The organism is Mesorhizobium shonense, assembly GCF_040545255.1.
GTDB classification, from domain to species: Bacteria; Pseudomonadota; Alphaproteobacteria; order Rhizobiales; family Rhizobiaceae; genus Mesorhizobium; species Mesorhizobium shonense.
The window spans coordinates 211,934-225,729 of sequence record NZ_JBEPLM010000003.1 but is presented as its reverse complement, the minus strand read 5'-3'; the positions used below and the strand labels follow the sequence as shown (position 1 = coordinate 225,729).

13 protein-coding genes are annotated in these 13,796 nt (G+C 64.3%); 11 read left to right on the top strand and 2 right to left on the bottom strand.

The annotated features are described in order from the left end of the window. The first annotated feature begins 6 nt into the window (after nt 1-6). The 6 genes from ABID26_RS10475 (at nt 7) to ABID26_RS10450 (ending at nt 4,481) form a co-directional block, all read left to right on the top strand. Nucleotides 7-432: a cytochrome c oxidase subunit II gene (locus ABID26_RS10475; RefSeq protein ID WP_126100289.1), complete on the top strand. Its 426-nt coding sequence runs from the start codon at nt 7-9 to the stop codon at nt 430-432. After that, nucleotides 429-1,067, top strand: coding sequence for an SGNH/GDSL hydrolase family protein (locus tag ABID26_RS10470; RefSeq protein WP_292302769.1), 639 nt, complete (start codon nt 429-431; stop codon nt 1,065-1,067). The genes ABID26_RS10475 and ABID26_RS10470 overlap by 4 nt, the downstream gene beginning before the upstream one ends. Nucleotides 1,068-1,095: 28 nt before the next feature. Then, nucleotides 1,096-2,541, top strand: a complete 1,446-nt coding sequence (gene lpdA / locus ABID26_RS10465) for a dihydrolipoyl dehydrogenase (protein ID WP_292302770.1) — start codon at nt 1,096-1,098, stop codon at nt 2,539-2,541. Nucleotides 2,542-2,661: 120 nt separating this feature from the next. After that, nucleotides 2,662-2,919: a GlsB/YeaQ/YmgE family stress response membrane protein gene (locus ABID26_RS10460; protein WP_059188542.1), complete on the top strand. Its 258-nt coding sequence runs from the start codon at nt 2,662-2,664 to the stop codon at nt 2,917-2,919. A 132-nt stretch (nt 2,920-3,051) separates the two neighbouring features. After that, on the top strand, nt 3,052-4,017 hold the full coding sequence (gene lipA / locus ABID26_RS10455; protein WP_292302771.1) for a lipoyl synthase: 966 nt from the start codon (nt 3,052-3,054) through the stop codon (nt 4,015-4,017). A gap of 8 nt (nt 4,018-4,025) precedes the next feature. Continuing rightward, entirely contained in the window at nt 4,026-4,481 is a 456-nt protein-coding gene (locus ABID26_RS10450) for a type II toxin-antitoxin system RatA family toxin (RefSeq protein ID WP_126100293.1), read from the top strand. Nucleotides 4,482-4,484: 3 nt separating this feature from the next. Here ABID26_RS10450 and ABID26_RS10445 read toward each other — a convergent pair whose 3' ends face one another. Together ABID26_RS10445 and ABID26_RS10440 are read right to left on the bottom strand one after the other, a co-directional pair. After that, nucleotides 4,485-4,982 (bottom strand): CinA family protein, encoded by a 498-nt coding sequence (locus ABID26_RS10445; RefSeq protein WP_292302772.1) that lies wholly within the window; start codon nt 4,980-4,982, stop codon nt 4,485-4,487. Then, nucleotides 4,979-6,202 (bottom strand): bifunctional 2-C-methyl-D-erythritol 4-phosphate cytidylyltransferase/2-C-methyl-D-erythritol 2,4-cyclodiphosphate synthase, encoded by a 1,224-nt coding sequence (locus tag ABID26_RS10440; RefSeq protein ID WP_292302773.1) that lies wholly within the window; start codon nt 6,200-6,202, stop codon nt 4,979-4,981. The genes ABID26_RS10445 and ABID26_RS10440 overlap by 4 nt, the downstream gene beginning before the upstream one ends. Before the next feature lie 139 nt (nt 6,203-6,341). On the opposite strand from ABID26_RS10440, the gene dusB reads away from it, so the two are divergent. The 5 genes from dusB (at nt 6,342) to ntrX (ending at nt 13,747) form a co-directional block, all read left to right on the top strand. Then, nucleotides 6,342-7,370 carry a tRNA dihydrouridine synthase DusB gene (dusB, locus tag ABID26_RS10435; RefSeq protein WP_292302774.1) on the top strand — a complete coding sequence of 343 codons (1,029 nt, stop codon included), beginning with the start codon at nt 6,342-6,344 and terminating at the stop codon, nt 7,368-7,370. Then, nucleotides 7,367-8,509, top strand: coding sequence for a two-component system sensor histidine kinase NtrB (locus ABID26_RS10430; RefSeq protein WP_292302775.1), 1,143 nt, complete (start codon nt 7,367-7,369; stop codon nt 8,507-8,509). Before dusB ends, ABID26_RS10430 begins: the two co-directional genes overlap by 4 nt. Then, nucleotides 8,506-9,966 (top strand): nitrogen regulation protein NR(I), encoded by a 1,461-nt coding sequence (ntrC, locus tag ABID26_RS10425; RefSeq protein ID WP_126100298.1) that lies wholly within the window; start codon nt 8,506-8,508, stop codon nt 9,964-9,966. The genes ABID26_RS10430 and ntrC overlap by 4 nt, the downstream gene beginning before the upstream one ends. A gap of 138 nt (nt 9,967-10,104) precedes the next feature. Continuing rightward, the gene (locus tag ABID26_RS10420) at nt 10,105-12,396 is read left to right on the top strand and encodes a sensor histidine kinase NtrY-like (protein WP_292302776.1); all 2,292 of its coding nucleotides are present in this window, start codon (nt 10,105-10,107) and stop codon (nt 12,394-12,396) included. Then, nucleotides 12,386-13,747, top strand: a complete 1,362-nt coding sequence (ntrX, locus tag ABID26_RS10415; protein WP_292302777.1) for a nitrogen assimilation response regulator NtrX — start codon at nt 12,386-12,388, stop codon at nt 13,745-13,747. The genes ABID26_RS10420 and ntrX overlap by 11 nt, the downstream gene beginning before the upstream one ends. The last annotated feature ends 49 nt before the right edge of the window (nt 13,748-13,796 follow it).

The window sequence follows — 13,796 nt, the reverse complement described above, 5'->3', positions numbered from 1 at the left end:
GAGGCGGTGCGGAAGTTCTTCACCAGCCTTTTCGCCTTCCTCCTTTCCGGTCTGGCCGGCGGGCTGGTCGTTCAAGAACTGGCCGTGCTTACCGGTGCGACCGAGGAATACATTCTGGTCTTCGCTGCGACGGTGATGATCATCATCGTCGTGACGATCGCCTTCTTCCTGGTCCAGTTCCGGGCCGAGCCGGTCCGGGCCGTCGACCGGATGCTGTGGTGGCTGCTCGCGATCTTCGCGATCATTCTGGTTGCGCTCGCCGGCTGGACGTTTTCGGCGCCGGCCGAGAAACGGGCGGTCGCAAGTAACCTGTCGATCGTTGCCGGGCTGATCATGCCCAGCGTCGTGGCGATCATCGTGCAATGGCTTTTCGTGCGCTGGCGGCTCAGGCGCCCGGCGGCAGGGTTCGGCAGAGGTGGGACAAGCGCATGAAGACAATTCTCTGCTATGGCGACTCGCTGACCTGGGGCTACGACGCCGCCAGCCTTGGCCGCCATGCGCTCGAGGACCGCTGGCCGAGTGTGCTGAAAGCGGCGCTGGGCGACGGCATCGAGGTCATCGCCGAAGGGTTGAACGGCCGCACCACCGCTTTTGACGATCACCTCGCCGGTGCTGATCGGAATGGGGCGAGGACGCTGCCGACGGTCCTGACCAGCCACGCCCCGCTCGACCTGATCATCTTCATGCTCGGTGCCAACGACATGAAGCCGTGGATCCACGGCAATCCGGTCGCCGCCAAGCAAGGCATGCAGCGCCTGATCGATATCGTGCGCGGCCACGACTATCCGTTCGACTGGCCGGCGCCGCAGATTCTCGTCGTCGCGCCGCCCGCGGTGACGCGCACTGACAATGCCGAGTTCAAGGAAATGTTCGCCGGCGGCGACGACGCCTCGAAGCGGCTGGCGCCGCAATATTCCGCGCTTGCCGACGAGGCCGGCTGCGGCTTCTTCGACGCCGGCACCGTGGCGACGACCACGCCGCTCGACGGCGTCCATCTCGATGCGGAAAACACGCGCCGGATCGGCCAGGCGCTCGCCCCGCTCGTGCGCGTGATGCTCTCACTCTAACCCCCAGAAAGATCAGGGAGAAAAACCCGTGGCTGAGAACTACGACGTCATCATCATCGGCTCTGGCCCTGGCGGCTATGTCACGGCGGTGCGTTCCGCCCAGCTCGGCTTCAAGACGGCGATCGTCGAGCGCGAGCATCTCGGCGGCATCTGCTTGAACTGGGGCTGCATCCCGACCAAGGCGCTGCTGCGCTCGGCCGAGATCATGCACTATTCCGATCACCTTAAGGATTATGGGCTGAAGCTCGACGGCAAGGTCAGCCCCGATACGGCCGCCGTCGTCGACCGCTCGCGCAAGGTGTCGCTGCGGCTGAACGGCGGCGTCGGCTTCCTGATGAAGAAGAACAAGGTCGACGTCATCTGGGGTGAAGCGAAGCTTTCCAAACCCGGCGAGATCGTCGTTTCCAAGACCGCCAAGAAGCCGATGGAACCGCAGCCGCCTGTGCCGAAAGGCGTAAAGGGCGAGGGCACCTACACCGCCAAGCACATCATCCTGGCGACCGGCGCCAGGCCGCGGGCTTTGCCCGGCATCGAGCCGGACGGCAAGCTGATCTGGACCTATTTCGAGGCGATGGTGCCGAAGGAGATGCCGAAGTCGCTGCTGGTGATGGGCTCGGGCGCCATCGGCATCGAGTTCGCCTCCTTCTACCGCACCATGGGCGCCGACGTGACGGTGGTCGAGCTTCTGCCTGCGGTGATTCCGGTCGAGGATGCCGAGGTCTCGAAATTCGCGCAAAAGCAGTTCGAGAAGCAGGGAATGAAGATCCTGCTCGAGGCCAAGGTGACCAAGGTCGAGAAATCAGCCAACTCGGTCACCGCGCATGTCGAGATGAAGGACGGCAAGGTCGAAAAAATCACCGCCGACCGCATGATCTCGGCCGTCGGCGTGCAGGGCAATATCGAGGGCCTCGGCCTCGAAGCGCTCGGCGTGAAGACCGAGCGCGGCTGCGTCGTCGTCGACGGCTACGGCAAGACCAACGTGCCGGGCATCTACGCCATCGGCGACGTGGCGGGGCCGCCGATGCTTGCCCACAAGGCCGAGCACGAGGGTGTGGTCTGCATCGAAAAGATCGCCAATTTCCCCGGCGTGCATGCCATCGACAAGCTGAAGATCCCGGGCTGCACCTATTGCAGCCCGCAGGTCGCCTCGGTCGGGCTGACGGAAGCGAAGGCCAAGGCCGAAGGCAAGGACATCCGCGTCGGCCGCTTCCAGTTCGGCGCCAACGGCAAGGCCATCGCGCTCGGCGAGGATCAGGGTTTCATCAAGACCATCTTCGATAAGAAGACCGGGCAGCTTCTCGGCGCGCATATGGTGGGCGCCGAGGTGACCGAGCTCATCCAGGGCTTCGTCGTGGCGATGAACCTGGAGACAACCGAGGAAGAGCTGATGCACACGATCTTCCCGCATCCGACGCTGTCGGAGATGATGAAGGAAAGCGTGCTTGACGCCTATGGCCGCGCTTTGAACGCATGATAAATCGCCAATCGGTGATAGATTGGCTGCGCGAGACTCATATTCGGCAGCCGGAGAATCCTGACGGCAGGGCCGCCCATATCCGGATGCATGTTCACCTGGCACAGGAGGAGTTGGCATATGCACTTGAATGGCGTCGGCTGGATCGCAGCCATCATCATCGGAGGCCTGGCGGGCTGGCTCGCCGAGATGGTCATGAAGAGCAACACCGGCATCTTCATGAACATTATCATGGGCATCGTCGGCGCGGTCGTGCTGAATGCGATCCTGCAGGCTCTCAACATCCAGTCTTTTGGCGTCGGCTGGGTGGCCTACCTGATCACCGGCTTCATCGGCGCCTGCCTGCTGATCTTCGTTGGGAGGCTCGTGCGCCGCTGAGCCGCGTGAACAAACCGCTATGCGAAAATGGCCGTGGCGGCATGCGCCGGCGCGGCCTTTTTCTTTGCTCCGAAAAGTCCTAGATGACGAAAGACAGGCGGCCGCGACACCGGCGGCCGCGAAGGGTTTGAGATGGTCACTGTTCTCGACACGATCGCCAATGCGCCGCGTCCGCGGCATCCCGAAAAGGCGCACAGGCCGGACCAGGAAGTGCTGCGCAAGCCGGACTGGATTCGCGTCAAGGCGCCGGTTTCCAAGGGCTATGCCGAGACGCGAGAGATCGTGAAGTCGCACAAGCTGGTGACGGTGTGCGAAGAGGCCGGCTGCCCGAACATCGGCGAATGCTGGGACAAGAAGCACGCCACCTTCATGATCATGGGCGAGATCTGCACCCGCGCCTGCGCCTTCTGCAACGTCGCCACCGGCATCCCGACCGCGCTCGATCCGGATGAGCCCGCGCGCGTCGCCCATGCGGTCAAGCAGATGGGCCTCAGCCACGTCGTCATCACCTCGGTCGACCGCGACGACCTCGCCGATGGCGGCGCGCAGCACTTTGCCGACGTCATCCATGCGATCCGCGCGGCCGCCCCTTCGACCACGATCGAGATCCTGACGCCAGACTTCCTGCGCAAGGACGGCGCGCTCGAAATCGTCGTCGCCGCCAGGCCCGACGTCTTCAACCACAATCTCGAAACCGTGCCGTCGAACTACCTGACGGTCAGGCCAGGCGCCCGCTACTTCCATTCGATCCGGCTGCTGCAGCGGGTCAAGGAACTCGACCCGTCGATCTTCACCAAGTCTGGCATCATGGTCGGCCTCGGCGAGGAGCGGAACGAGGTCCTGCAGCTCATGGACGACCTGCGCTCGGCCAACGTCGACTTCATGACCATCGGCCAGTATCTGCAGCCTTCGAAGAAGCACCATCCGGTGATCCGCTTCGTCACGCCGGAGGAATTCAAGTCCTTCGAGACGGTCGGCAAGGCCAAGGGTTTCCTGCTGATGGCGTCGAGCCCGCTGACGCGCTCCTCGCATCATGCCGGTGAGGATTTCGCCAGGCTGCGCGCGGCGCGTGAGGCGCAGCTCAAGAAAGCCGGCTGACCGGTTAGATGCCGAAATTCGAAGCCACTCGCCGCGTTGCCCACACGCCGGAAGAGATGTTCGCGCTGGTGGCCGACATCGAGACCTATCCGCAGTTCCTGCCGCTCTGCGAGGCGCTGACGGTACGCTCGCGCAAGGAACGCGACGGCCGCACCATCCTCGTCGCCGACATGAGCATCGGCTACAAGGCGATCCGCGAGACTTTTACGACCCAGGTGCTCCTGAAACCCGACGAGAACGCCATCGACGTCAAATACATCGACGGCCCATTCAAATATCTCAGCAATATCTGGCGCTTCGACCCGGCCGAAGGCGGCTGCGAGGTCCACTTCTTCATCGACTACGAGTTCAAGAGCCGCATCCTCGGCGCGCTGATGGGCACGATGTTCGACCGTGCCTTCCGCATGTTTTCCGAAGCCTTCGAGAAACGCGCCGACGTGATCTACGGCGCAAAGCTGGCCTGATCTTCACCCCGCCGGATCTTCGCCAAACGTGCGCAACCCTAGTTGCAGCGCATGCCGCACCGTCTCGTGACGTATAAACTCGCGGCCCTTGTGGCCAAACAACTGGCGCTCGGCAACCACCGGCTGACCGGCAAGTGCTATCCCGAACCAGACGAGGCCAACCGGCTTTTCCGCCGAACCGCCGCTTGGACCGGCAATGCCGGTGACGGCAAGGGAGAGGCTCGCGCGCGAATGCGCCAGCGCGCCGGCCGCCATCTCGAGCACCGTCTCTCGCGAGACGGCGCCATGCGCGTCGAGCGTTGCGGCGGAGACGCCAAGCATCTCCATCTTGGCTTCGTTGGAATAGGTGATGAAGCCACGGTCGACCACGGCGGAAGAGCCGGCAATGTCGGTCAGTGCTGCAATGATCATGCCGCCGGTGCAGCTTTCGGCCGTCGCCAGCATGATGCCGCGTTGCTGGCAGGCCTTGAGCAGGGCGTTTGCGAGTTCTGCGTTGCTCATGCCGGCACATCTCCCGGATAGACGACGCTGGCGGTGGCGATGGCCGCTATGCCTTCGCCGCGCCCGACAAAGCCGAGCTTTTCGTTGGTCGTCGCCTTGATCGAAATGCGCTCCGGCGCAATGCCGAGCATCGAGCTAAGCGCCGCCGTCATCGCCGCGCGGTGCGGCCCGACGCGCGGCGCCTCGCAGATCAGCGTGACGTCGGCATTGGCGATGCGCCCGCCACGCTCGCGCACCAGCTTTGCGGCATGTTCGACGAAGATCTTCGAGGCGGCACCCTTCCACTGCGGATCCGACGGCGGGAAATGCGTGCCGATATCGCCGGCGCCGCAGGTGGCGAGCAGCGCGTCGGTGAGGGCATGAAGGCCAACATCGGCGTCCGAATGGCCGGAGAGTTTTCGGTCATACGGGATGGCGACGCCGCACAGCGTGACATGGTCACCGGGCTCGAAGGCGTGCACATCGTAGCCATTGCCAGTGCGGATGTCCGGAAAGCGCGGCAGCGCGCTGGAAAGCCGCTGGTCGGCCATCGCGATATCCCTTGCCCAGGTGAGTTTGATGTTGTCCGGCGAGCCGGTGACGATCTTGACCGGAATATGCGCCCATTCGGCGATGGCAGCATCGTCGGTGAATTCGGTCTTGCCCAGATGATGTGCCTTCTCATGCGCGGCGAGCAGAGGCCAGAATGGAAAGCCTTGCGGCGTCTGCGCGGCATGAAGACCGGCCCTCGAAACCGTCTCCTCGATCATGCCCGTTGCCGATTCCCGTTTGAGCGTGTCGGCGACGGGCAGCGCGGGCAGGGCCCCCTGGCGCTCGCCGATGGCTTCAATGGTGCGGTCGATCAGCCCGGCATCGACGAACGGGCGCACCGCGTCATGCACCAGCACCTTTGCCGGCGCCTGGTCTCTCAGCGCCAACAGCCCGAGACGGACGGACGCCTGGCGGGACGGACCGCCTGTGACAGCAAGCACCCGTCCGGCAATGGCTCCCGCCGCGCGGTCAAAAAGCTCGCGGTCATCGGCATGAATCGCCACGACCACCGGTCCGACACTGGGATGCGACAGGAATCGCTCCAGCGTGTGCGCGATGACGGCGCGGCCGCCGATGCGCTGATACTGCTTCGGTCCGTCGGCCTGACCGGCACGCGCGCCGCGGCCGGCGGCGACGATGACCACTCCGACCTTGCCGCCGGCGTCCTGTTTTCCACTTGCGTCAGTCATGGCGAGAGGCTTAGTCGCGGCTCGAAGGGAAGGCCAGCATTTTCCAAAATGCGCCTTAATGTGACGTCATTGCGCGTTGCACAATGACTTGCATCTGGCTAGAGAATGTGCAGCAATCGTACATGCTTGGTTTTTGTGCATGCCTGAACTGACCACTTTGGCTTCGCTGCTCGACATCGGCGGTGCGAGGATCCGCAACCGCGTGTTCCTTGCGCCGATGTCCGGCATCACCGACGAGCCGTTTCGGCGGCGCGCATATGCGCATGGCGCCGGGCTGGTCGTGTCGGAGATGGTGGCGAGCGGCGAACTGGCCAAGGGCAGGGCCGGCTGCGACCTGCGCATCCGCCATTCCGGGCTGCCTGTCCACATGGTGCAGCTCGCCGGCCGTGAGGCCGCGCATATGGCCGAAGGCGCCCGAATCGCGGCGGGCGAGGGCGCCGACATCATCGACATCAACATGGGCTGCCCGGCGAAGAAGGTGACGGGCGGCTATGCCGGCTCGGCGCTGATGCGCGATCTCGATCACGCGTTGTCGCTGATCGAGGCGGTGGTCGGCGCGGTCGAAGTGCCGGTGACCGTCAAGATGCGGCTCGGCTGGGACGAAAGCGCGCTCAACGCGCCGATTTTGGCGCGCCGCGCGGAAGAGGCTGGGGTCAAGATGGTGACCGTGCATGGCCGCACACGCTGCCAGTTCTACCAGGGCAAAGCCGATTGGCGCGCGATCGCGCGCGTCAGGCAAGCGGTCTCGATCCCGGTGGTGGCCAATGGCGATGTCGGCTCCCGGGAAGAGGCGGCCACAATCCTGGAGCAGTCGGGCGCCGACGCAGTGATGATCGGCCGCGCCCATTACGGCGCGCCGTGGATCGCGGGCAGCATCGCGGCGGCCGCCGCTGGCATATCTGCGCCAGGCATTCCCGAAACGCCACAAGCGCTCGCCGACTACGCCGTTGCGCATTACGAAGACATGCTCTCGCTCTACGGCATCGAGAGCGGACTTCGCCAGGCGCGCAAACATCTCGGCTGGTATCTCGACCGGCACGCGGCCGGTATTTCGGCGGAGCAGAGGAAGCGCGTCCTCACCTCTTTCGAGCCGGCTGAAGTCATCCTTGGATTGCGCGACGCCCTTGCCGACATTGGCATGTCGAATGAACTTCGGAGCGCGGCATGAAGGCCAGTGTCCCACAAGATGCCGACATGGCGGACGCAGCCAACATCGTGCTGAACACGATCCGCCGGCCGGTGATCATGGTCGATCCCGACGGCTTCATCACCTTCGCCAACGCGGACGCCGAAGATTTCTTCCGCTCCAGCGCCACCATGCTTGCCCGCAACACGCTCTCCAAGCTGGTGCCGTTCGGCAGTCCGCTGCTGACGCTGGTCGATCAGGTGCGCGAGCGCCGTGCGCCGGTCAACGAATACCGTGTCGATGTCTCGTCGCCGCGCCTTGGCATCGAGAAGATGGTCGACCTCTATGTCGCGCCGGTGCCGGAGTTCCCGGGCTCGGTCGTGGTTATGTTCCAGGAACGGTCCATGGCCGACAAGATCGACCGCCAGATGACGCATCGGGGTGCCGCCCGTTCCGTCACCGGCCTCGCCGCCATGCTGGCGCATGAGATCAAGAATCCGCTCTCGGGCATCCGCGGCGCCGCCCAGTTGCTCGAGTTGTCGGCCTCCGACGAGGACCGCGCGCTCACCCGGCTCATCACCGACGAGACCGACCGCATCGTGTCGCTGGTCGACCGGATGGAGGTGTTTTCCGACGAGCGTCCGATCGAGCGCTTTCCCGTCAACATCCATGTCGTTCTGGATCATGTGAAGGCGATTGCCAAGAACGGCTTTGCCAAGCGAATCAAGATTTTGGAGGAATATGATCCATCGCTTCCTCCGGTCTTTGCCAACCGTGACCAGCTGATCCAGGTCTTTCTCAACCTGGTCAAGAATGCCGCCGAGGCGATCGGCGCCGACCCACAGGGCGAGATCATGCTGTCGACTGCCTTCCGGCCGGGCATCCGCGTTTCGGTGCCAGGAACGCAGGATCGCGTTTCGCTGCCGCTGGAATTCTGCGTGCACGACAACGGCCCGGGAGTGTCAGAGGACATCCTGCCGATCCTCTTTGACCCGTTCATCACCACCAAGCCGAACGGCTCGGGCCTTGGGCTGGCGCTGGTCGCCAAGATCGTCGGCGAGCACGGCGGCATCATCGAATGCGATTCGACGCCGCGCGGAACCACGTTCCGCGTCCTGATGCCGGCCTGGAAGGAGACTTCGCCCGGCGCCGGCGACGAAGCAGAAGGAGACCGCAAATGACCGTTCGCGGCAATATTCTCGTCGCCGACGACGATGCGGCCATCCGCACCGTGCTCAACCAGGCGCTATCGCGCGTCGGCCACGAGGTGCGTGTGACCTCGAACGCTTCGACGCTGTGGCGCTGGGTGGCGGCGGGCGAGGGCGATCTCGTCATCACCGATGTGGTGATGCCGGACGAGAACGCCTTCGACATGCTGCCGCGCATCAAGAAGGCGCGGCCGGAACTGCCCGTCATCGTGATGAGCGCGCAGAACACTTTCATGACCGCCATCCGCGCTTCAGAGACAGGCGCTTACGAGTACCTGCCGAAGCCCTTCGACCTCACTGAACTGCTCAACATCGTCAACCGGGCGCTGGCCGAGCCGAAGCGGCCGAAGCTCGACTCTCGCGCCGACGAGCAGCCGGAGACGATGCCCTTGGTCGGCCGCTCGGCCGCCATGCAGGACATCTACCGCATGCTGGCGCGCATGATGCAGACCGACCTGACGGTGATGATCAGCGGCGAATCCGGCACCGGCAAGGAGCTGGTGGCGCGCGCGCTGCACGAATATGGCCGCCGCCGCGGCGGGCCGTTCGTGGCGATCAACATGGCGGCGATCCCGCGCGACCTCATCGAATCGGAGCTGTTCGGTCATGAGAAGGGCGCCTTCACCGGCGCCCAGAACCGCTCCACCGGCCGCTTCGAGCAAGCGGAAGGCGGCACGCTGTTCCTCGACGAGATCGGCGACATGCCGATGGAGGCGCAGACGCGCCTGTTGCGCGTGCTGCAGCAGGGCGAATATACGACCGTCGGCGGCCGCACGCCGATCAAGACCGACGTGCGCATCGTCGCCGCCACCAACAAGGATTTAAGGGCGCTGATCAACCAGGGCCTGTTCCGCGAGGACCTGTTCTATCGCCTGAACGTCGTGCCGCTGAGGCTGCCGGCGCTGCGCGAGCGTTCCGAGGACGTCCCCGACCTGGTGCGGCACTTCTTCAAGCAAGGCGCCAGCGAAGGCTTGCAGACCAAGCGCATTTCGGCGGGCGGCATCGAGCTGATGAAGCGCTACCCGTGGCCCGGCAATGTGCGCGAGCTGGAAAACCTGGTGCGCAGGCTGGCCGCGCTTTATTCGCAGGACGAGATCTCAGCCGAGATCATCGAGACGGAGCTCAAGACCGGCGAAAGGCCTGTGGTGCCGGGCGTCGGACCGCTCATCCCCGACGATCTGTCGATCAGCCAGGCGGTCGAGCATTTCCTGCAGCGCTATTTTGCTTCCTTCGCCGGCGAACTGCCGCCGTCGGGGCTTTACCAGCGCATCCTCGCCGAGGTCGAGTATCCGCTGGTGCTGGCCTCGATGACGGCGACGCGCGGCAACCAGATCAAGGCGGCCGAGCTTCTGGGCCTCAACCGAAACACGCTGCGCAAGAAGATCCGCGAGCTCGGCGTCAACGTCTATAAGGCCGCCAGGCAGCCCTGATTCAGCGCAACGCGCTTTGTCGGGGCTTCACCTTCTGGGGATGAGCCGGGGAAAGATTTCCGTCCCAGCCACACTTGTTGCATAATCGCCACAATGCGTTGCATACATCCGACGCTATGACCGACTCTAGACGGCGATATGGCTGCTGAGGCTCCAACACTGAACCAACCGCTTTTCAGCCGGGCCGGCGTTCGCGACGGTCGCCGGTTGCTGGCGCTGCCCGGCGTGGTCGCGATCGTGGGCGCCATGATCACGGCTGCGATCTCGTTTGCGATCCTGGTCGGCGCGACGCCGATCGCTCCGAACGCCAATACGACCTGGGCGCTGATCGCGCTCAACGCGGTCTTCGTCCTGTTCCTGATCGCGCTGGTCGCCCGCGAGGTGCGTCGCATCGTCATGGCCCGCCGGCACGGCAGGGCTGCCTCGCGGCTGCATGTGCGCATCGTCGCCATGTTCGCGCTGGTCGCCGCCATCCCGGCGATCATGGTGGCGATCATCGCCTCGATCACCCTCGATATCGGCCTCGACCGCTGGTTCGAGATCCGCACCAAGACCATCGTCAATTCGTCGCTGTCGATCGCGGATGCCTATGTCCAGGAAAACGCGCGCAACCTGCAGGGCACGACCCTGTCGATGGCCTATGATCTCGACGCCTCGCGCACGCTCTACGGGCTCGACCGCACCGGGTTCCTCGACCTCATGAACAAGGAAGCCGTCGGCCGCGGGCTGGCGCATGCGGCGCTGATCAAGCCCGACGGCTCTTTCGTCATGAGCGCCAAGACCGACGCCGACTTCGCCATGCCCGAACCGCCGTCGGGCGCTGTCGAAACGGCCGCCGACGGCAAACCGGTGCTCATCGAGCCGCGCACCCGCAACATCATGGGCGCCATCGTCAAGCTGCGCGAGATCGAGGGCCTTTACCTCTATACGATCCGGCTGGTCGACCCCGAGGTAATCAGGGCGCGCCAGATCGTCAAATCCAATACTGACGAATACCGCAATCTCGAAGACAACCGCCGCACCTCCCAGGTAGCCTTCGCGCTGCCGTACCTGTCGCTGACGCTGATCATCATCCTGTCGGCGATCTGGACCGGCATTGCGGTCGCCGACCGGTTGGTGCGGCCGATCCGCCAGCTGATCGGCGCGGCCGACGAGGTGGCGACCGGCAATCTCGATGTCGCCGTTGCCGTGCGTCAGTCCGACGGCGACGTCGCCTCGCTTGGCGAAACCTTCAACAACATGATCCTCGAGCTCAAGTCGCAGCGCAACGAGCTTCTCTCGGCCAAGGATCTGATCGATGAGCGACGGCGCTTCTCGGAAGCGGTTCTGGCTGGCGTCACCGCCGGTGTCATCGGCGTCGACCCCTATGGCATCATCACCATCGTCAATCGCTCGGCCGAAACGATGCTCGCGATCTCGGCAAGTGCTGCGCTCGGACAGAATCTCTCGGCCATCCTGCCCCATGTCGGCCGCGTCTTCGAGATCGGCCGCCAGTCCGGCAAGCCGGTCTATCGCGAGCAGGTCACCTTTTTCCGCGCCGGCATGGAACGGACCTTCAATGTCCAGATCACCGTCGAGGCAGAAGACGAAGCAGCGGATGAAAAATCCTATGTCGTTACCGTCGACGACATCACCGATCTCGTCCAGGCGCAGCGCTCTTCGGCCTGGGCGGACGTGGCGCGGCGCATCGCCCATGAGATCAAGAATCCGCTGACGCCGATCCAGCTTTCGGCCGAGCGCATTAGGCGCCGCTACGGCAAGGTCATCACCGAAGACCGCGAGGTCTTCGATCAGTGCACCGACACCATCATCCGCCAGGTCGAGGATATCGGCCGCATGGTCGACGAATTCTCGGCCTTCGCCCGCATGCCGAAGCCCGAGATGAAAGTCATTGATCTGCGCGAGTCGCTGCGCGAGGCATCGTTCCTCGTGGAAGTCAGCCGCTCCGACATTGCCTTCCAGCGCGATTTCGGCAACGAGCAGCTCAAGGGCACGTTCGACAGCCGCCTGATGGCGCAGGCCTTCGGCAACGTCATCAAGAACGCCGCCGAGGCCATTGACGGACTTGATGCGAAAGACCGTTCCGACGGCACAATCCGGATTCAAGCCGGGCGCCAAGATGGCGCCATAAGAATCGACGTTATCGACAACGGCAAAGGGCTGCCGCGCGAGAATCGGCAGAGGCTGCTCGAGCCCTACATGACGACGCGCGAAAAAGGCACTGGCCTCGGCCTCGCTATCGTCAAGAAGATCGTGGAGGACCATGGCGGCCGGCTCGAATTGCACGACGCGCCGCCGGATTTCCACGGTGGCCGGGGCGCGATGATATCGATCATCCTGCCGCCGGCGGCGGTCGTAGCCGCGCCGCCACGCGGCGAAGGCCGCAACGAACACGAACGAGAAACTGAAAAGGTCGGTAATGGCGTCTGACATTCTCATCGTCGATGACGAGGAAGACATCCGCGAACTCGTCGCCGGTATCCTGAGCGACGAAGGTCATGAAACCCGTACGGCACACGATGCCGACAGCGCGCTGGCGGCGATCGCCGATCGCGCGCCGCGGCTGATTTTCCTCGATATCTGGCTGCAGGGTTCGCGCCTCGACGGCCTGGCGCTGCTCGACGAGATCAAGACGATGCATCCGAACATGCCGGTGGTGATGATCTCCGGCCATGGCAACATCGAAACGGCGGTTTCAGCCATCCGGCGCGGCGCCTATGATTTCATCGAGAAGCCGTTCAAGGCCGATCGCCTCATCCTGATCGCCGAACGCGCGCTGGAGACGTCCAAACTGCGGCGCGAGGTCTCCGACCTCAAGCTGCGCAGCGGCGAGACCTTCGACCTGATCGGCATGTCGTCGGCGATGAGCCAGCTGCGGCAGACCATCGAGCGCGTCGCGCCGACCAACAGCCGCGTCATGATCATCGGCCCGTCCGGCTCCGGCAAGGAGCTGACGGCGCGCGCCATCCACACGCTGTCGGCGCGCAAGGCAGGACCGTTCGTGACGCTGAGCGCTGCGACCATCACGCCCGAGCGCATGGAGATCGAGCTGTTCGGCACCGAATCGAACGGTACCGAGCGGAAGGTCGGCGCGCTGGAAGAGGCGCATCGCGGCATCCTCTACATCGATGAAGTCGCCGACATGCCGCGCGAGACGCAGAACAAGATCCTGCGCGTCCTGGTCGAGCAGCAGTTCGAGCGGGTAGGAGGCACCAAGCGGGTCAAGGTCGATGTCCGCATCATCTCCTCGACGGCGCAGAACCTGGAGGCGATGATCGCCGACGGCCGCTTCCGCGAAGACCTCTATCATCGCCTGGCGGTGGTTCCGGTGACGGTGCCGGGCCTTGCCGAGCGGCGCGAGGATATCCCCTATCTTGTCGACAATTTCATGAAGCAGATCGCGCGTCAGGCCGGCATCAAGCCGCGCCGCATCGGCGATGACGCTTTAGCCGTGCTGCAGGCGCATAACTGGCCCGGCAATGTCCGCCAGCTCCGCAACAATGTCGAGCGGCTGATGATCCTGGCGCGCGGCGGCGACGCAGATGCGCCGATCACCGCCGACCTTCTGCCGTCCGAGATCGGCGACGTCATGCCGCGCACGCCCAACCAGTCGGACCAGCACATCATGGCGCTTCCGCTGCGCGAGGCGCGCGAACAGTTCGAGAAGGACTATCTGATCGCCCAGATCAACCGCTTCGGTGGCAACATCTCGAAGACGGCTGAGTTCATCGGCATGGAGCGCTCGGCCTTGCACCGCAAGCTGAAGTCGCTGGGGGTGTAGCGACTATTGGCCCACCCGATTGTTCATTACGGCAGCGGCGGAATCGCCT